Source organism: Flavobacterium sp. RSP46 (genome assembly GCF_003984825.1).
Classification (GTDB): domain Bacteria; phylum Bacteroidota; class Bacteroidia; order Flavobacteriales; family Flavobacteriaceae; genus Flavobacterium.
In genome coordinates, this window is record NZ_RYDM01000003.1 from 126,061 (window position 1) to 147,325 (window position 21,265).

The window sequence follows — 21,265 nt, forward strand, 5'->3', positions numbered from 1 at the left end:
CCTTTGAATCTTAACCATAACCCGTTACGTTTTTATAACGTAACGGGTTTTTTCTTTATGATAAAATACACTTTTTTTGAAAACAAATATTTACATTTGGTTTTTATAACATTGATCCATTAAAATTACTTTATGTCTGAAAACAAAGTTATCCTAGGTAGTGAAGAATGGTGCTCATTCCCTGAAATAGGGATTCCAACCATTAAAGCACGTGTTGATTCCGGTGCTAAAACATCTGCGCTACACGCTATAAATATTGCTCCATTTATTAAAGACGAAAGCAATTGGGTGAAATTTGACATTAACCCAATCCAAAATAATTTAAAAACAATAATTCATTGTGAAGCGCCTTTAATTGATAAACGCATCGTTAAAAGTTCAAGTGGCTTTAGAGAACAACGCTATGTAATTCAAACAAATCTACAAATAGGAAGTTCAAAATGGCCTATTGAGATGACATTGACCAATCGAGATTCCATGGGTTTCAGAATGCTTTTAGGCCGTGAAGCCATGAGCGGAAGAGTATTGGTTGATCCGGAGCAAAAATATCTTTTAGGACAACCCACACCCGACAGTCTAAAAGAATTGTATAAAAATTCCGAGAAAGCAAGTTCCGGATTACGCATCGGACTTTTGGCCAGTAATCCTGAATTGTACAGCAACAAGCGTATAATGGAGGCTGGCGAAATGCGTGGTCACGAAATGCACTTTCTGAACATCAAGGAATGTTATATGAAACTGGATGCAAAAACGCCAGAAATTCATTATCGTGGCGGTAAGATACTAAATCAATTTGATGCCATTATACCCAGAATCAGACCTAGCATTACATTTTACGGTTGCGCTTTGACCAGACAATTTGAAGCATTAAAAGTATATTGCTTAAATTCATCGAATGCTATTACGCAATCACGTGATAAATTATACTCTTTGCAATTACTATTGAATCATGGGGTTGAAATTCCTACCACCGGTTTTGCTAATTCCCCTTTGGATACGGATGATTTGATAAAAATGGTGGGCGGTTCTCCACTAATCGTGAAATTACTAGAAGGAACACAAGGAAAAGGAGTCGTGTTGGCAGAAACAAAAAAAGCCGCAGAAAGTGTCATAAATGCTTTCAAAAGCTTAAATGCCAATATATTAGTTCAAGAATTCATCAAAGAAGCCAATGGAAAAGACATTCGTTGTTTTGTAATTGATGGAAAAGTAGTGGCTGCTATTCAGCGTGAAGCAATGCCGGGCGAATTCAGGGCTAACATTCATCTTGGAGGAACTGCATCTATTATAAAAGTAACCGCTGAAGAAAAACGTATTGCCATCAAAGCAACCAAAGCAATGGACCTCAAAGTGGCAGGTGTAGACATTATTCGTTCCGCTAAAGGCCCGTTGTTATTAGAAGTAAATTCATCGCCAGGACTAGAAGGAATTGAAGGAGCTACCAATAAAGATATTGCCGGCGAAATGATCAAAGCAATCGAGAAAAATTTTAAAATAAAATAGCAGTCAGTAGCCGTTTACAGTCTATTGAAAACTTTTAAAATTACTTTAAAACTAAAAAAATGAACGAATATCTTGATATAATTCTTCGAAGTATTTTCGTTTATTTTTTTATGGTTATTGCCTTGAGACTTTTTGGCAAGAAAGAATTGTCTCAACTAAACACTGCTGATGTAATATTAATTCTGCTAATCAGTAACTCTGTTCAAAATGCAATGGTAGGAAACGACACCAGTTTATCGGGAGGTTTAGCTGCGGCAACTGTATTGTTTACCATCAATTTTATTTTAAAAAAATTGATGTTTAAGTACCCAAGATTCAGTGATTTCATGCAAGAAAAACCAGAAATCCTTATACACAACGGCAATTTGGATTTTAAGACTCTTAGCAAATTAAATATCACTTCTGATGAATTAAAAGAAGCCATGCATGAACATGGAGTCGAATATTTTAAAGATGTAAAATTAGCAATCCTAGAAATAGACGGAAATATTAGCATTATATCCGGAGATGCTAATTTAAAACAGACCCATTACAAACGAAGACGCATTCATAAAAATTTGAGTGGAATAAATTAGACATAAAAAACTCAATATATATTCACGAAATTTATTTTCTTGAAATAAAGTGCTGTTAAAAAATTAAACACACCTATAAAATTACAAAATTTGACCTTAACGCCTTTTAATAAAAAACATATTTAACGAAAGAAAGATAAGATCTTCTGTTTTAAACAAATATATTTTTGGAGCATAAAAAAACCATTCTCAGTAAGAATGGTTTTTTATTATGATTTTTCTTTTAGTATTAAATAAAAATACTAAAAATATAGTAAATGATTGCTGCTAATATTGCTGAAATTGGAATGGTTAAAACCCAAGCCCATAATAAACTTACGGTCATTCCCCATCGCACGGCTGAAACTCTTTTAGTAAGTCCAACTCCAATTATAGATCCAGTAATAGTATGCGTTGTACTTACGGGCACTTTAAAATGCTCTGTAAAATATAAGGTCAGTGCCCCAGCAGTTTCTGCGGCAACACCTTCAAAAGAGGTCACTTTTGTTATTTTAGAACCCATTGTTTTCACGATCTTCCAACCGCCGCTTAAAGTCCCTGCTGCAATAGCAGAATAACAGGCAAGTGGAATCCAAGTTGGCATTTTAAAGGCTCCTTCGTCATTAGGAAGCACCACATCTAACCAAGCAGGAAGCGATTCCTGAGCAACACCACTGGTGTGAATATAAACCGCAACCGCTGCTGCAATAATACCCATTACTTTTTGGGAGTCATTCCCTCCATGCCCTAAACTAAAGGCTGCTGAAGACAGTAATTGCATTTTTTTTAACCAGGCCGTAGCTTGATTTAAATTTAAACTACTAAATATCAAACAAAATGTACTTATAGACAGAACGATGAATGCCACTAAAAACCATTTGATATTATGGGATTCAAACGCAACACTCCAAAAAGGAGAATCAAAACGAGGGTCTTTAATCTGGTCGTAATAGATCATTTGACTTTCTACAAACCAGATGGTCAAAATCATTAAAGAAGCTGTAAATATTTTAGGATAAATGCTTTTTTTAGAGGCATTTAGTAACCAAATTGATATTAAATAAGACATTAAAGCGCCTAACAAAGGTGCCAATATAATAAATGCAATGATGATCAAAACACCCGAAGGCATTCCTCCATCTTTTCCAACATTGTACCAAGAAACCACACCAAATCCGGCATGAGCGATAGCTGCTCCGGCAAAACCACCAATTAAGGTATGTGAAGAACTAGAAGGAATTCCTTGCCACCAAGTGAATAAATTCCAAATGATAGCGGCGATTACACCCGCTAAAATAACGACTAAATTGATATCCATCGTATTGGCTGTTTTTGCCACAGTATCTGCAACACCAAAACCAAAAACCCAATACGCCAAAAAGTTAAAAAAAGCGGCCCAAACAACTGCTTGAAAAGGAGTTAATACTTTTGTGGCAACAACGGTTGCTATAGCATTGGCAGCATCATGAAAACCATTAATGTAATCAAAAATTAAAGCCAGGACTATAATAACTATAAGTAGAGTAAATTCCATAATTATAATTTCAGAATAAAACGAATGAATTAAGAATGTTTTACAGAAATGGATTCTAAAACACTCGCTACACTTTTACATTTATCAGTAGCCGTCTCTAAAACTGACAATACTTCTTTGTACTTGATAATGTTTTTTGCATCCGTTTCATTTTCGAATAAATCAAGAACTGCTTTATCATAAACATTATCTGATTTATTTTCTAATTTGTTAATTCTGACGCAGGCATCCGTGATGTTCTTCATATTTTTTAAATCTCTCAATTCTCTTACCGCTACATCAATATTTTGACATGCTTCAAGATTGATTTCAGTCAATTTTCTAATGGATTTCGTGATTTTATCAACTTGATACAATTTCATCCTGCTCGCTGCACCATGAAGATTATCCGCTACATTATCAATTGAAGTGATTAGAGAGTGTATGTCCTCTCTGTCAAATGGAGTAATAAAATTTCTACTCAACTCTAAACTTGTTTGACGTGTTATATCCTCTCCTTTTTGTTCTAATGCATCAATTTTTCGAAAAAGATCCTCACGCTCCTTTAATGGAAGGTTTACAGCTTCGTGCAAATTTGTAGCAATTTCAATTAAATTACTTGATGCTTGTTCAAAAAGCGGAAAAAACTTTTTGTCTTTAGGAACCAAAAATTGGAAAAAATTATTTATGTTCATTTCATTAAAATTTAGTCCGGCAAAATTAATTCATTATTAATTGTTAATGTTAAGCTATTGTTAACAAATCATTTTCTATTTGAAAACTGTTCAAAAAAGAAACCGTCTTTTCAATATCATAATGCAAAATTCGATCTTCTTTAATCAAAGGAACTTCTTCACGATAGGCCTGTAAAAACATTTCAATAAAATCACTTGACAGCATTGGCCGTCTGTATTCAATGGCTTGCGAAGCATTCATCAATTCTATTGCTAAAATGCGTTCCAGATTATCCAAAACCCGCAATGCTTTAGTAGCAGCATTTGCCCCCATACTCACATGATCTTCCTGCCCGTTGCTGGAAACAATACTATCTACACTGGCGGGAGTTGCTAGTTGTTTATTTTGGCTGGCAATACTGGCAGCTGTATACTGAGGAATCATCAAACCAGAATTCAAACCGGGATTATCTACTAAAAATGCCGGAAGATTTCTAGTTCCGGAGATCAATTGATACGTTCTTCGTTCAGAAATACTTCCCAACTCAGCCAAAGCGATTGCCATAAAATCTAAGGCTAAAGCCAAAGGTTGTCCGTGAAAATTACCTCCGGAAATGATTTGGTCACTTTCAATAAAAATATTAGGATTATCAGTAACGGAATTGATTTCAGTCTTGAACACTTTTTTTACATAATCAATTGCATCTTTTGAAGCCCCATGCACTTGTGGCATACATCGGAACGAATATGGATCTTGGACATGATTTTTTTCCTGTTCGATAATTTCGCTCCCTTCCAAAAATCCTTTTATGCGGTTAGCAGTTACAATTTGCCCTTTGTGAGGCCTTATAAAATGGATCAATTCATTAAAAGGTTCTATTCTTCCATCAAATCCTTCAAGTGAAATAGCACCTATTAAATCTGCTAAATAAGAAAATTTGCTGACTTTCATTAAGATATGTACTCCATAAGCACTCATAAATTGTGTTCCGTTCAATAAGGCCAATCCTTCCTTAGACTGCAGTACTATTGGCTCCCAGCCAAAATGTTTTAGAACTTCGCTGGAATGCACTTTCTTACCTTCAAAATACACATCACCTTCACCTAATAAAGGCAATGATAAATGCGCCAAAGGAGCCAAATCTCCCGAAGCGCCAAGCGATCCTTGGGTATAAATTACCGGAAGAATATCATTGTTATAAAAGGCAATCAATCGTTCCACTGTTTGCAATTGAATGCCGGAATGACCATAACTCAACGATTGAATTTTTAGCAACAACATTAGTTTCACAATCTGAGTTGGTACTTCCTCTCCCGTTCCGCAGGAATGCGATTTGACTAAATTTTCCTGAAGTTTTGATAAATTTTCATTCGAAATCTTAACATTACAAAGCGACCCAAAACCTGTATTTATACCGTAAATGGGATCCGAATGTGAAGCCATTTTTTTATCTAGATAATCGCGACATTTTTGAATATTTATTTTTGCTTCATCGGACAAAGCCAATGATTTATGATGTGAGACAATTTCCTCTAGCGTTTCCAGGCTAAGTAACTCAGTACTAATGTAATGCGTATTATCCATTTTGATAGTGTTTAAAAGGTAAAATTGAATAAATCTTTATAAATACACAACATTTATTGCTAATAATTTACATTTCATAACCCGTTGGGTTCAATTAATTTTTGATGATAATTTTCGTCAGTTCGAGTGATCCCGCTTTTGGGCGGGATTATATCGAGAACTAGAAAATTAGTATTAAAAACGGTTCTCGATACATTTTTTGTTCCGTTTTTACTACACAAAAAAACACTCGAACTGACGTTTTGAATAATTACACCCAACGGGTATTTTATAGTTAAACAAAAACCAAATAATAGCTTTCAGATAACGATAACTATATGACTTTAACAGATCAAATTTTGATTGTTCCTTTCCTTTTCCTTAGAACATTAAAGCACTAATTCATAAAAACACAAACCCATTAACCTGCTTGGAATGCAAATTAAGGAGAATTAAATTCTTTAAGCACTACAAAAAATAGAACTTCAGCTGCATACATTTTTATAAACTTTAGAGATTTATACGAATAGCTTTATCTGAGACTGAATATATCATACAATATTTCATAATCCGCAAATAGCCTCTCCTATTTTAAAATATTCGCAAAAAGACTGTCAAACGCTTTGTTTTTTATAAAAAACTGTACTTTTGAAAGATCAAAATGGAAAACAACAAAGCTACATATCACGCTTCGATAACAACTCAAATCTGGGTTAGCACTGCTGTTACGTTTACTACAACAACTACAACTACCCCTTTGGGGTAAATTTTCAACATATAATCATATTTATCATATTTTTTTCACAAGAAAGAAAGACCTTGAGTGTATAACAAACATTACATTTTTCAAAAAAAACAACACACACCATTAGATCTCCTGCAGGCAATTAATCCTGAAAATGGCGACTCCCCATTACATTAAAAACAAATAACTTGCTATGAAAGTATTAAAATTTGGCGGAACTTCGGTTGCCAATGCACAAAATATAAAACTGGTTTTAGCTATCGTTAGCGATAAAGCAAAAGAAGAAAAATTAATCGTTGTGGTTTCTGCTTTCAGTAAAGTTACTGATTTGCTTCAAATTGCCTCCCAAAAAGCGGCCGCTGGAGACGAAAATTTCAAAGTTATCCTTGCCGATATAGAAAAAAAACACTTAGATACCTTAAAAGAACTTATACCAGTAAGCGAACAAAGCAGTCTTTTGAGCCATATCAAAAGAATCATCAATCACCTGGAAACCTTATTGGATGGATGTTACCTTTTAGGCGAATTATCTCCCAGAACTTCAGATACTATTTTGAGTTTTGGTGAATTACTGTCCTCGTATATCATTGCTGAAGCATTAAAACAAGACCTAAAAAACAGCTGTTATAAAGACAGCCGAGAATTAATAAAAACCAATAACCATTTTGGAAAAGCAATTGTTAATTTTGATGCTTCCAATGAATTAATTGTTGCTTTTTTTACTTCGAATGAGAGTCAGGTAGTGGTTATGCCCGGATTTATTGCTGCCTCTTTAGACGGAATCAATACTACTTTAGGGCGCGGTGGATCTGATTATACAGGCGCTATTCTTGCAGGCGCTCTTGATGCAACTGACTTGGAGATTTGGACTGACGTCAACGGAATGTATACTGCAAATCCAAAAATTGTAAAACAAGCACAACCTATAGCTTACATTTCTTACCAAGAAGCCATGGAGTTGTCACATTTTGGTGCCAAAGTCTTATATCCGCCAACAATTCAACCGGTATTAAGAAAGAATATCCCAATTCTGATCAAAAACACTTTTGAACCTAAGGCTGAAGGAACCTATATTTCAAATCAGGTTTTTGCGCAATCCAATCCTGTAAAAGGAATCACACATATTGATGCTATTACCTTAATTACGCTTGAAGGCTCCGGAATGATTGGCGTTTCCGGTTCATCCAAAAGACTTTTTGAAGTATTATCCAATAAAAACATCAACGTAATTTTCATCACTCAAGCCTCCTCAGAGCACTCGATTTGTATTGGAATTCTAAATTCGGATGCCGATGTGGCGCAAGAGGCCATCAACAAAGCTTTTGAAGTGGAAATTTTACAAAATAAAATAGACCCATGCATTGTTGAAAATAACCTTTGCATCATTGCTTTGGTTGGCGAAAATATGAAAAACCACCAAGGATTGAGCGGTCGAATGTTCAGTACTTTGGGTAAAAACAACGTCAACATCCGAGCGATTGCTCAAGGTGCTTCCGAAAGAAATATTTCGGCAGTAATCAACGAAAGAGATGTGAAAAAAGCATTGAATTCATTGCACGAAAACTTTTTTGAAGAAAATACCAAACAGTTAAACCTATTTGTAATGGGCGTTGGAAATGTGGGGGAGAAATTCATCGAACAAATTCACCAACAAAAGAAATTCCTAAAAGAGAAGCTCAAGATAAACCTGCGCGTCATTGCGTTGTCAAATTCCCGAAAAATGCATTTTGATGAAGACGGAATCTCCTTAAAAGAATGGAAATTTGCTTTAGAAACTGGAGAACCTGCGGATAAAGAACAGTTTATTGCAAATGTAAAAGAGCTCAATTTACGCAATAGTATTTTTGTGGATATCACGGCAAATGAAAGTGTGTCTAAAACCTACGAACAGTATTTAAAAAGAAATATTGCCGTAGTAACCTGCAACAAAATTGCCTGCGCCTCCGAATACGACAATTATAAAAAACTAAAAAAATTATCCAGACAGTTCAATGCGCCTTTCCTATTTGAAACCAATGTGGGAGCTGGATTACCAATCATTGATACGGTAAAAAATCTCGTTGCCTCCGGCGATAAAGTCAATAAAATCCAAGCCGTTTTATCTGGAAGTTTGAACTTTATTTTTAATAATTTTGATGAAAATAACACTTTTCATGACGTTGTTAAAGAAGCTGGTGTACAAGGATTTACAGAACCTGACCCGAAGATTGATTTGAGCGGAATTGACGTTGCCAGAAAGATATTGATTCTGATACGAGAAAGCGGTTACAAAATGGAAATCGATGAAATCACAAACGAATCGTTCCTGCCAGCAGAATGTTTGAATACGACTTCAAATGAAGCATTTTTCGAATCTTTACAGACACATGCCGCTCATTTTGAAACTATTTATAAAGAAGCGTTAAGCAAAGAATCTCGTTTGAAATACGTAGCGCAATTCGAAAACGGGAAAGCAAATGTTGGGTTGCGATTCATTCCTAAAGACCATCCCTTTTACAATTTGGAAGGAAAGGACAACATCGTATTATTCTTCACAGATCGTTACGTAGACCAACCTTTATTAATAAAAGGTGCTGGTGCCGGAGCTGCAGTTACCGCATCAGGAATATTTGCAGATGTAATTAGAATAGGAAACGTATAAATTAGTCGTAAAGTCAAATGTCGTAAAGTCTGAAAGTTAGCCACTTGATTTTATGTTCATTCCTAAGACTTTACCACTTTATGACTTTAGAATTTAAGACTACTATTATGAATGAAATAAAAATATTTTGCCCTGCCACAATCGCCAATCTTTCTTGCGGGTTTGATGTCCTTGGTCTGTGTTTAGAAACTGCTGGTGACGAAATGATTATTCGGAAATCAGACATAAAAGGGATTCGCATCACTAAAATTGTGGGTGCCGACTTGCCTTTAGAAACCGAAAAAAATGTGGCTGGTGTATCCGCTTTGGCTATGCTGGAAGCTGTTGAAACGGAATTTGGATTCGAAATCGAAATCTACAAACACATCAAAGCCGGTAGTGGAATTGGCAGCAGTGCCGCCAGTTCAGCGGGAGCAGTTTTTGGAATCAATGAATTATTAGGGCGTCCATTTACACGCAAAGAGTTGGTTTTATTTGCCATGCAGGGCGAAAAACTAGCCAGTGGAAATGCTCATGCGGATAACGTTGCTCCTGCCCTTTTGGGTGGATTCACGCTAGTAAGAAGTTCCAATCCATTGGATATTATCAAAATAGAAAGTCCCTCTGAATTGTATGCCATCGTGGTTCATCCTCAAATTGAGTTGAAGACTTCGGATGCGCGATCGGTGTTGAAGCAAACAGTTTCCTTGAAAAGTGCGATTATGCAATGGGGAAATGTAGGCGGATTAATCGCTGGATTGTACACCAAAGATTATGACTTAATTGGTCGATCATTGCATGATGAAATCGTAGAACCGTTGCGTAGCGTTTTGATTCCGGGATTTGATTTAATCAAGCAAACTGCTTTAGAAAACGGAGCTTTAGGTTCCGGAATATCAGGTTCTGGTCCTTCTATTTTTGCTTTAAGCAAAGGAAAGGAAACTGCCGATAAAATTGCCAAAGCCATGAGTGTTATTTACGAAGAAATGTATTTACCATATGAAATTCACGTTTCTAAAGTGAATGATGAAGGAATTAAAATAATAGCCCCCTAACCCCCTAAAGAGGAATAAAAAAAAACAGCGATTTTAAAATTACAATAAATACATTCTAAATCCAGTTTCGTCTCCCTTCCCTTTGGGGAGGGTTGGGGTGGGGATTCTATAAATACTATACACAATGAAATATTACAGTTTAAACCATAACGCACCAAAAGTTTCTTTCAGAGAAGCCGTAGTACAAGGATTAGCCACAGATAAAGGATTGTATTTTCCGGAAACAATTACCCCATTAGCACCTGCTTTTTTTGATACCATCGAAAACTTAAGCCATGAGGAAATTGCTTTTGAGGCGATTAAACAATTTATAGGTGACGAAATTCCCACAGACACTTTAAAACAAATCATTGCCGAAACCCTGTGTTTTGACTTCCCCGTGGTCGAAGTCGAAAAAGATATTTATTCCCTTGAATTATTTCATGGACCAACAATGGCTTTCAAGGACGTAGGCGCGCGATTCATGTCGCGTTGTTTGGGGTATTTCAATAAAGATAACGCCGACAGTAAAAACACGGTTCTTGTTGCCACTTCCGGTGATACGGGAGGTGCTGTCGCCAGTGGTTTCCTTGATGTAAAAGGTGTGGAAGTGATTATCCTTTATCCATCAGGAAAAGTGAGCGACATCCAGGAGCGACAATTGACTACTTTAGGACAGAATATTAAAGCGCTTGAAGTGGACGGCGTTTTTGATGATTGTCAGGATATGGTAAAGAAAGCGTTCTTGGACGAAAGTCTAAAACATAAAAACTTAACATCAGCGAATTCAATAAATATTGCACGCTGGCTGCCACAGATATTTTATTTTTTCTTTGCGTACAAAGCATTAAAAAAACGAAATAAACCATTCATTTTCTCTTGCCCAAGTGGGAATTTTGGGAATATCTGTGCGGGGATCATTGCTAAAAAAATGGGCTTGCCTGTTCAACATTTTGTAGCGGCTACGAATGTAAATGATACGGTTCCTCGCTTTTTAGAAAACGGAATTTACTCCCCAAAACCTTCTATAGCTACTATTTCGAATGCGATGGATGTGGGGAATCCAAGTAATTTTATCCGAATTCAGGAAATGTATCACAATGACTTAGAGCAATTCAAAAAAGATTTCTCTTCGTTTACTTTTTCTGATAAAGAGACTTTAGAAGCCATGAATACCATCTATAATACATCCGGCTATATTACTGAACCTCATGGAGCAGTGGGTTATTTAGGATTGAAAAAAGAATTACAAAATTACCCAAATGCTATTGGTATTTTCTTAGAAACCGCCCACCCTATTAAATTTTTGGATACGGTTGAACCAACATTAAACGTAAAACTCCCAATTCCTACCCAAATTGAAAGTGTTTTAGGAAAGGACAAAGTAAGCGTGAAAATTAAAACCTATAAGGAATTGAAAGCATTTTTGGAATAAAATTTTCTCAAAACAATTAAACTACTATGGCTTAAATATCCATAGATTTGGTTTGGCAGACTAAAGTCTGCAAGGTTAAAATGGGAACAAAAAAATCAAACCGCAGATTCGCAAATTAAACACATCAAAGCTGAATAAATAATTCGCATGTTCTTGGTGAAATTTTTAGAAGCGAAAGTGAAATGTACCAAAGTGCATAGTTTTAACTATATTCTGTATGAAATAATAAAAAACGACTTAGAATTCAATTTTAGTCATTTTTTATATCCAAATAAATCTGGTCTTAAGATGGTTCTAAACTTTTGTTTTAGAACACAAAAAAAACAATTCTACCAATTTAACGCATCAATTTTAAATATATAATTATGAGTAATTTACAGGAAAACAAAGCGATAAATTCTGTCACAGAAAAATAAAATTCAAGATCTAAAAATATAGCTTGAATATGACTTATTTAATACTTACTTTTGCAAAAAAATTGAGTTGTCTTCTTTAGGCCTTGTATGGGTATAAAAAACAACATCAACCCCATTAAAAAAACGAAGTATTTAAGAATCTGTTTAAATGTAACTAAAACAACAGATAAAAACACTCCAAAAAAACTACCTGATAAAGTAGCTTCCCATATCAACATAATTTATTAAAAAAAGGAGAAAAAAGTGTATGACGGATCATAGCATGAATGCTGTTAGTTTTGAAATTGAATTATTGGATAAACACAAAGACTATAGAAATCATTACAGATCAAATGATTTGTATTGGGGCGTAGGAATCGAAAATGAATGCTATTTAGAGTTTGAAAACCATCGTGTGGTGGACAAAGATTTTTTGCTTACTAAAGGACTTCATGAAAAGTATAGTGTTAATCATTTTAAGAATTACAAAGAAAACATATACCAGAATTCATTGCTGAAAATATTATCCGATAAAGAATATTATTTGCCGGTACTGATGAATTCCCATTCGTTTACAAAAACGGACATTAACAACCAACATAAGACTTTTGATCCCATAGATAATGAACCAAATCCTGACTATTCAGGGGAAAGTATCTTTGAAATACTACAAAAAAACAATCCTTATTTTATAGATGAGCTTCAAAAAGAATTCATTTTTGATGGTGACACAGTTGAATTTGTTACGCAAAAATTTTACAAAACAGATGTTGACTCGGTTATTGCTGAATTAGCTACAATAAAACAAGGTTTCATACACCATTTACAAAACGCTTTTGATAAAGACAAAATCTTTACGGAATACGGCCCTGTAAAAATATGTGCTGTAAACCATCCCTTTGCCATATTTATTTCAAACGATACGAATTATTCTGTTTTTAATAATATGACCTATCACTTCAATTTAACTATTCCAACTGAGTTAAATAGTGATGGAGAAATTAAGGACAAATTAGGTTTTATAAAAAAACACCAGAGGGCTATTCGATTATTCCAATGGCTGAGCCCCTTGTTTATGATAAAATTTGGTTCTTCTGATTATTTGTCGCACAATGACAGCAGCGTCAATTTGACAAAAGCATCACAACGATGTGCTATGTCAAGGTACATTGGTGTGGGCACTTATGACACCAATGTGATGAAAACCGGGAAGATTGTCCAGATGAATTTTGACGAACATCCCATGCATGAAAATCCAATGTGGTGGGTGAACCGTTATTCTGAAATATCAGATTACGAAAAGATTGATAAAATTGGCCTAGACATCAATTTTCACAAGCACAAAAATCATGGTATTGAGTTTCGAATATTTGACTATTTCGACGAAAAATACCTACAGGAGGTTTTGAATTTTCTTGTTTTTATTCTGGATCATGCCCTATTACACGAAATAGAAAATCCTATTTGCGATTTAGAATGGAATAACTTTGTTTATGAATCTATTATACACGGCAAAGAAACGGATGTACCAGCAAACCTTATCGCACTTTTAGAAAACATATTGTCTATTACAATTGAATCAAATGATCCTTTAGCAATTTACGAACAAATATACAACAGTTTACACGCTCGTTATTACGAAAATGGCTTTTGCAGTTCTTTACTAATTAAAAAGTAAGTACTGCAAATGCACTAATGTCTTTTTAGAAAAACCTGAAAGTATGTATACTTCTTAGTGACTTAACCCCACAAGAAGTAAACTATTTACAAGAGATTTTAATTAATCATGATAATAAAAAATAGCAGAAGCATACCCACTTTCAGGATCATTATTACTCCACCAATCTGCTCTAATTTCTGAAAAATAATTATAATTATCAGCTCCTGCCTGAGACTGCAGCGGATAAATTACTTTGCCCTCTTTCCTGTAGGCTTTATCAGTATCTGTTTCTGGCACCACTACTACTATATGCCCGGATTTATTCAAAATAATTCTTTTGGCACAGATGATTCCTACGCCACCATTCGCATTTACTTTCTCTTGAAGTTCAGCAACATCCGCGATTCTTTCCCATCCAAATTTATTTCCTGATTGTAAAAACCAATCATAGATATAATTTGAATAAAAAGGCCTTACCGTTTCATCAAAAACAACAGCCACTTCGTTCCCTTTCTCCAGTTGTTCGATGGCCTTATCCGTCCATCTCAATCTGGGAATATAGACCTTGGCAAAAAAGCAATAATCAAAAGTATAAATATTACAATAGGTATCCGATGCGTCTTTCTGATACCGAAAACTTTTTGAAACATCCAGTGCAGTGATGATGTTGCGAATTGACGTCAGTTTAGACTCAAGACTAGTTAAATCCCTAAAAGGAATTGAAGGATCACCAATAGGTTTGTACGTTTCCTCTTTACTGTCCAGACTTGCTCGTGCACCCAGTTCAAAATTAGGCACTTCAATATCCGTACTTTTTTCAGTGGTTTCATCTACGAGCTCAATATCTTTTGATAATACAAAACCCTCTTTTTCAGTGTTCAAAAGCTTTACTTTCCACCAATCTGATGCAGTTTTTTCAATTAATTTAACGGTATGTCTAAACGGTATTTTTATTAAAATTTTGGAATTATCATGCGTTGCCGGAAAATCTCTTAGATTTAATGACGGGGTAGCTACTCTATATTTCATACTAATCAGTTTCTTATAAATGATTCTACTGCCAAAATACTAAAAACAACTAAGAAAGTATCACCAGAAGCCGTTAATTTAAGATTTTTTTTAGAAACTAATAGTCTCCAATAACAATAAGGAGCGCTATCTAGCCTGTAATAAAGAGTGTGCACATTCTGGACATGCTAACTTTACCAGCATAAAAAGCTAAGAATAAAAACCTTAATTTTAACTTATGAAACAAGTGCGAAAAATTTATGACCGAGTTCTTAAAGAGAAAGCAATTCAATTGAGTTATGAGAGACATAATATCTCCGAACTTGCCAGAGAATTAGGTATAACTGCTTCACAGTTATATAAGTGGCGAAAAGAGTATGAAGAGTTCGGACAAGGAAGTTTTCCAGGTAACGGCAATTTAAAGCAAACGCCAGAACAGGAACGAATTTCTGAACTTGAAAGAAAACTAAAAGATGCGGAACTAGAGCGAGATATATTAAAAAAAGCAATTGGCATCTTTTCCAAAAACGGTCGATGATTTATACTTTCATCAGAAACAATGAAAAGATATTTCCGATTGAAAAGATGTGTAAAGTATTGCAAGTTGGTCAAAGAAGTTATTATCAATGGAAAAGTTTTATGAATGTAAAATTAAAAACAAACAATTATTCTTTTAAAACATTTTTTTAATTAAGTTATTATTAAGAGTTTTGTTAATAACAAATTAATATTTAATTAAATTAATAAAATAATCAAACAATCTTAATAATGTAAAAGTATATGTTTTTTCTTAAAAAAATTACAACAAAAACTTATTTTTTTATTTAAAATGATACCCGTACTATTAATTAACCGTCTTGCAAAGAATATTTATAACATACAAAAAGTCATATTACAGTCATTTATAAATGTAGTTTTTAGGCAACCAATAATTAATTACGACTTACTACTTGTTAACTATCTTATTACCAAGACCTAAAAGCTGATTTAACAAAAACCTATGTTATAATTTTTATATAAAAACAATACTCTAACGCCAAAATTAATTTTGAATAGCCAAAAACTACTTGTTGATAATTTAGATGATTCTGTCCTTTGGAAAGCTTTAAAATCAGGAGACGAAAAGGCTTTTTCATCACTTTTTAAAAAGTATTACAGTCATTTAGTGCGATATGGGAATTCGTTTACTCCTTTTCCTGAAAAGGTACAAGATTGTGTGCAGGACGTTTTTACAGACGTATGGGTTTACAAAAATTCCCTTAATGATAATGTTGTCGTAAAAGCTTATTTGTTATCAAGTGTCCGAAAACGTATTGCCAGACTTCACGAAAGAGACCATATTTTCAGAAAGTCCACTACTGTAGATTTGATTCCGTTTACTTTTGATTTTACCATCGAGGATATTCTTATCGCTGATGAATCTATGGCTGTCAAAGTTTTAACACTCAACCAGCTCATCAATAATTTACCAGCACGACAGAAAGAGGCTTTATATCTGCGATACCATCAAGGACTAAGCGTTGAACAAATTGCAGAACTACTCGGAGTTAATTATCAGTCAGCAAACAATTTGATTCACAGGTCTTTACTAAATATTCGTAAAAATTGGAAAGAAAATAAGTCTCTTCTTTTTTTATTGTTATCTCAAGTATTTTAAATTTTTTGAAAAAATTTAGAATTAAGTGAGTATCAATTTAAAAAAATGTCCTCTTTCATTTTATAACCCATTTTTATTCATGCAAAACCGTAATAATTATATTGAAATAGGCGAATTTTTGGCCGATGAATCCTTCAAAAGATGGGTACTACAACAAAACGACCAACAAAATTGGGAGCTTTGGACTTTGGAAAACCCCGTAAGAGCTAAATTAGTTGAAGAAGCGCGCGTATTGATTTTTGCAATGAAAGTTCCCGCAGACGATTTATCAGCTGATGCAGTTCAGACTGCTTTAGAAGCTACTTGGCATAAAATTGAGAATAAAAAGAAAACCACTCGCAAAACCAAAGTGTTGTTTTTAAGAAACAATTGGATTAAAGGCATTGCAGCAACACTTGTATTTGGGCTGATATCAACTTGGTTTTATCATAATTTTTTTAATGCCAATGATGGAGAGCTTAATTATAATGAATTAATTAAAGAGAATTCCGATGGCCTGTTAGAGCAAACAAACAACTCCAATAAGTCCCAAGTTATAATCTTGTCAGATGGCAGTTCGGTTTTATTACAACCAAAAAGTAAATTGAGTTATCCTAAAATATTTGTCGGAAACGAACGAAAAGTTTATCTGTCTGGTGAAGGTTTTTTTGAAATAAGCAAAGATGCTAAAAAACCGTTTTTGGTTTATTCAAATGAAATAATAACTAAAGTTATAGGAACAAGTTTTAGAATAAAATCCTATGAAAACGATTCTAATGTGGAGGTAATAGTTAGAACAGGTATTGTCAAAATCCATTCCAATAAATCTGCTTTTAATTCAACAAAGAAAGAAGTGATTTTATTGCCTAATCAAGCACTTCGTTATGGTAGAAAAACCCTTATATTCAATAAAATTACCAATATAACACAAGATGAATCATTAACTAGTGCTCTTGGTGACGTAGAAAAATTAAGTTTTGAATTTACCGATATTCCGGTAGTCCAAATTTTTAGAACTATAGAGCAAGCGTATTTAGTAGATATTGATTTTCCAGAAAATAAGTTAAAAGAATGTCATATTACTACTTCACTAACTGACCAGCCCTTATCTGAAAAATTAAAAATAATCTGTAAAAGTATTGGAAATAACACAACGTATCAAATGAATGGTAACCAAATTAGTATTCAATCAATTGGTTGCAACTAAATTACAATTTATATTAAATTAAAAAAAGCGCCGAAAATGCTGTAACATTTACGACGCCGTAAAAAATCAATTGATCTCCTGTAAAAGACAATTGTAATGTTTCGCTAATAACCAATTAAAGTATTAACCAAAAAACCAAAATTATGAAAAAAACTGTAGTAAAACAACGACGACGCTATCGTATCATAAAGTTAACATTATTCCAATTTGTTTTAGCTCTCATTTTTTCTAATGTAGTATTGGCAGATAGTGGTAAAGAACAAAGAAAACTTGACACTAAGGTGACAATTAGCTTGACGAATGTGAGTCTGGATGATGCTTTATTTAAACTTGAGAAATCAATACACGTTAAGTTTTCTTATAATTCAAGAATGACTCAGTTAAAACAAAAAGTGGACATAGAAGCCACTAATGAATTATTATCCAGCGTACTTTCACGCATTTTAAAACCACTTAGCATTAAGTATGACGAAATAAACAATCTGATTGTACTACAAAGAGAGAGCATTTCGATGATAAATACAGCAACAGAAAGTTTGGATCAGACAGAAATTAAAGCAATAGCTGCTATTATAATAATAAAAGGAAAGGTAGTTGATGAAAAAGGATTAACGATCCCAGGAGCTAATGTTCACGTTAAAGGATCTACTATTTCGGTTCAAACAGACATTGATGGAAGTTTTGTTATTGAAGTGCCTTCTGTAAGATCCGTTTTAGTAATATCATTTATTGGGATGGAAACCAAAGAAGTTAATTTAGGAAGTGGCTTTCTGACTGTCGTTTTAAAAGAGGAAGGACAAAGCCTTAATGAAGTTGTAGTTACCGCTTTTGGTATTCGACGCAAAAAAAACACGCTGCCTTATGCGGCTCAACAAATAAGTGGTGATGATGTCAATAAAACGCAAGTAGGAAACGTTGCAAGTGGACTATCCGGAAAGATTTCAGGTTTACAAATAACTCAAGGTAACTCTGTAGGAGGATCAGTAAATGTTGTAGTTAGAGGAAATAAATCATTGACAGGAAACAATCAAGCATTATTTGTAGTAGATGGAGTTCCGGTGGATAATTCGAATACAAATTCAGCGTCGCAAAGATCAGGGGCAGGCGGTTATGATTATGGTAATGCAGCGGCTGATATTAATCCAAATGATATCTTATCGATTAACGTGTTAAAAGGAGCTGCAGCCTCTGCACTTTATGGTTCAAGAGCAGCAAATGGGGTAATAATGATTACCACCAAAAAACCAAAAAACGGGCTTGGAATTTCTGTAAATAGCGGAGTTACGGTTGGCAATATAGATAAAACAACATTTGTAAAATACCAACAAGAATATGGCGCTGGGCGTTCAATTCCTCAGGATAAAGATGGGTTTCTATTTTTTGATGCTAATGCTGATGGAATTAAAGACTTGGTAGTACCTACATTTGCGCCACGTTCATGGGGTCCACGTTATGACCCAAATTTATTAGTATATGATTGGGAAGCATTTGATCAGGCATCACCAAATTATCAAAAACCAAAACCTTGGATTGCACCTAAAAACGGACCGGACAGTTTTTATCAAACCGCTATTTCTACGAATCATAATGTTATGATTGATGGATTAGTTGCTGACAAAGGTTCTTTTAAAATTGGATATTCCAGAAATGATGAAAGAGGCGTATTACCAAATGCAAGTGTTTTAAAAAACATTGTAAATCTTAGTGCTAGTTATAATATAACAAACAAACTGGTGGTAAGTGGATTAGTAAATTATTCCCAAGTTGATGGCAAAGGAAGATATGGAACAGGTTATGATAGTGGAAGGAATGTGAATAGTAATTTCAGACATTTTAATCAGACTAATGTTGATGTTTTAGAATTAAAAGATGCCTATTTTAGAAATAGAAAAAATATTACTTGGAACTGGGCTGATCCTACAAAACTTACCAATTTAACTCCCGGTTTTTCAGATAATCCATATTGGGTTGTTTATGAGAATTATCAAAACGATACTAGAAACAGGGTCATTGGAAACGCAACAATCACCTATAAGGTTACCGACTGGTTAGACCTTTTAGGCCGAGTTTCAGTAGATACCTATTCAGAAATGCAACAGGAAAGAAGAGCCGTGGGAAGTGCTGGAATTTCATCTTATTCTCGTTTTGATAGAAATTTTAATGAAACTAATTACGATTTATTGGCAACAATAAATAAAAAATTAAATGACGATTTCAGTCTTAATGCCTTAGCTGGTCTCAATATTAGAAGAAATACAATAAGTTCAATTTTTTCTCAAACTGCAGGAGGTTTAGTTGTTCCAAAACTTTATGCCGTTTCTAATTCAAAAGGAACTGTCCCTGCAGCGATTGAATCGTATCAACCAAAAGCAGTAGATGGTGTATTTGGTGGCGTAACAATAAATTACAAGGAATTACTTCTTTTAGATGCAACCTTGCGTAGGGATAAATCTTCAACCTTGCCTGAAGAAGCAAATGCATATAATTATTATGCCGTTTCCGGCAGTTATATTTTTTATAATCATCTTCAAAATTTACCCTGGTTATCTTCTGGAAAGCTTAGACTAAATTATGCTACTGTTGGAAATGATGCCGCTTGGGGAAGTCTAAGAGATGTGTATGATAAGCCAAATCCTTTTGATAGCACATTGCTTTTTTCTTTACCTAATACTAAAAACAATAGTGCATTAAAACCTGAGAATACAATCAGTAAAGAAATTGGCTTAGAAATGTCCTTTTTTAATAACAGAATAGGTTTTGATGCCTCTTATTATCATACTAACACAGTAGATCAAATTATTCCTGTAGCTGTTTCTACTGCTATAGGTTACTCCAGCAAATTTATTAATGCCGGTGATATTGAAAACAAAGGTATCGAAGTTTCTATATTTGCAACTCCGGTAAAAGGCGCCGATTTCTCTTGGAATGTGAATTTAAATTTCACAAGAAATCGTAATAAAGTTTTATCCTTATACAACGACAGTAAAAACTTGCAATTAGGAACTTTCCAAGGTGGAGTTAGCTTAAATGCTTCGTTAGGTAAACCTTATGGCGAATTACAATCGGTGACTTATGAAATGTTAAATGGGGAACGACTTATAAAGGATAACGGTTTATATCAATTTACAACTACTACCTCAAATGTAATTGGAAATGTTAATCCAGATTGGATTGGTGGCTTGAGTAATAGTTTCAGATATAAAAATTTTAACTTAAGTTTTTTAATTGATGTAAAAAAAGGAGGTCAATTATTTTCTTTAGACATGTACTACGGTACAATGTCGGGTATTTTACCCGAAACTGTTGGACTTAATGATCTTGGAAACCCAAAACGAGATGCTGTTGCCAATGGAGGAGGTATAATTTTGGCAGGAGTTACAGCGAATGGAGAACCTAACACAAAAAGAGTTACTATAGTTTCAGGCACTAGTGGATATCTTCCTCAATCAAATTTTGTATATGATGCGAGTTTTGTTAAACTTCGCGAGGTAGCGATTTCATATTCTCTTCCAAAAAAAATAATGTCAAGAATTAAATCTATAAATGAAATAGAATTTTCGTTGACTGGAAGAAACTTATGGTTAATCCATAAAAATGTTCCCTACGCTGACCCTGAAGAAAACTTATCTTCAGGCAACATACAAGGCTATCAAAGTGGATCTTACCCTACAGTACGTGCTATTGGGTTAAACGTAAAAGTAAAATTATAAACTTACA

14 protein-coding genes are annotated in these 21,265 nt (G+C 34.2%); 10 read left to right on the forward strand and 4 right to left on the reverse strand.

Annotated features, from left to right (window positions below; all coding sequences use genetic code 11):
* The first annotated feature begins 132 nt into the window (after positions 1-132).
* Both rimK and EKM01_RS06835 read left to right on the forward strand, forming a co-directional pair.
* Positions 133-1,503 carry a 30S ribosomal protein S6--L-glutamate ligase gene (gene rimK / locus EKM01_RS06830; RefSeq protein WP_126462452.1) on the forward strand — a complete coding sequence of 457 codons (1,371 nt, stop codon included), beginning with the start codon at positions 133-135 and terminating at the stop codon, positions 1,501-1,503.
* A gap of 59 nt (positions 1,504-1,562) precedes the next feature.
* Entirely contained in the window at positions 1,563-2,078 is a 516-nt protein-coding gene (locus EKM01_RS06835) for a DUF421 domain-containing protein (RefSeq protein WP_126462455.1), read from the forward strand.
* A 229-nt stretch (positions 2,079-2,307) separates the two neighbouring features.
* On the opposite strand, the gene EKM01_RS06840 is transcribed toward EKM01_RS06835, so the two are convergent.
* The 3 genes from EKM01_RS06840 to hutH are packed head-to-tail and all read right to left on the reverse strand — an operon-like array spanning position 2,308 to position 5,829.
* Entirely contained in the window at positions 2,308-3,591 is a 1,284-nt protein-coding gene (locus tag EKM01_RS06840; RefSeq protein ID WP_126743093.1) for an inorganic phosphate transporter, read from the reverse strand.
* A 29-nt stretch (positions 3,592-3,620) separates the two neighbouring features.
* The gene (locus EKM01_RS06845; protein ID WP_126462461.1) at positions 3,621-4,265 is read right to left on the reverse strand and encodes a DUF47 domain-containing protein; all 645 of its coding nucleotides are present in this window, start codon (positions 4,263-4,265) and stop codon (positions 3,621-3,623) included.
* A 49-nt stretch (positions 4,266-4,314) separates the two neighbouring features.
* A complete protein-coding gene (gene hutH / locus EKM01_RS06850) occupies positions 4,315-5,829 on the reverse strand; it encodes a histidine ammonia-lyase (RefSeq protein ID WP_126462464.1) in 1,515 nt (504 codons plus the stop codon).
* Positions 5,830-6,746: 917 nt separating this feature from the next.
* Between hutH and thrA the strand changes: the two genes are divergently transcribed.
* From thrA to EKM01_RS06870, 4 genes are all read left to right on the forward strand, one after another.
* Positions 6,747-9,194, forward strand: a complete 2,448-nt coding sequence (gene thrA / locus EKM01_RS06855; protein WP_126739993.1) for a bifunctional aspartate kinase/homoserine dehydrogenase I — start codon at positions 6,747-6,749, stop codon at positions 9,192-9,194.
* A 107-nt stretch (positions 9,195-9,301) separates the two neighbouring features.
* Complete coding sequence (locus tag EKM01_RS06860) at positions 9,302-10,228, forward strand: homoserine kinase (RefSeq protein WP_126462470.1); 927 nt, start codon at positions 9,302-9,304, stop codon at positions 10,226-10,228.
* Positions 10,229-10,352: 124 nt separating this feature from the next.
* Complete coding sequence (thrC, locus tag EKM01_RS06865) at positions 10,353-11,642, forward strand: threonine synthase (protein ID WP_126767536.1); 1,290 nt, start codon at positions 10,353-10,355, stop codon at positions 11,640-11,642.
* Positions 11,643-12,305: 663 nt separating this feature from the next.
* Entirely contained in the window at positions 12,306-13,715 is a 1,410-nt protein-coding gene (locus EKM01_RS06870) for a hypothetical protein (RefSeq protein ID WP_126743098.1), read from the forward strand.
* 102 nt (positions 13,716-13,817) lie between these two features.
* On the opposite strand, the gene EKM01_RS06875 is transcribed toward EKM01_RS06870, so the two are convergent.
* Positions 13,818-14,726 (reverse strand): SH3 domain-containing protein, encoded by a 909-nt coding sequence (locus EKM01_RS06875; protein WP_126767539.1) that lies wholly within the window; start codon positions 14,724-14,726, stop codon positions 13,818-13,820.
* A 217-nt stretch (positions 14,727-14,943) separates the two neighbouring features.
* Here EKM01_RS06875 and EKM01_RS06880 point away from each other — a divergent pair, with 217 nt between their 5' ends.
* From EKM01_RS06880 to EKM01_RS06895, 4 genes are all read left to right on the forward strand, one after another.
* A complete protein-coding gene (locus EKM01_RS06880) occupies positions 14,944-15,243 on the forward strand; it encodes a transposase (protein WP_126767541.1) in 300 nt (99 codons plus the stop codon).
* Positions 15,244-15,753: 510 nt separating this feature from the next.
* Entirely contained in the window at positions 15,754-16,362 is a 609-nt protein-coding gene (locus tag EKM01_RS06885) for an RNA polymerase sigma factor (protein ID WP_126577054.1), read from the forward strand.
* Between the two features lie 79 nt (positions 16,363-16,441).
* Entirely contained in the window at positions 16,442-17,548 is a 1,107-nt protein-coding gene (locus EKM01_RS06890) for a FecR family protein (protein WP_126767544.1), read from the forward strand.
* Positions 17,549-17,691: 143 nt separating this feature from the next.
* On the forward strand, positions 17,692-21,258 hold the full coding sequence (locus EKM01_RS06895; protein ID WP_233589306.1) for a SusC/RagA family TonB-linked outer membrane protein: 3,567 nt from the start codon (positions 17,692-17,694) through the stop codon (positions 21,256-21,258).
* Positions 21,259-21,265: the final 7 nt, after the last annotated feature.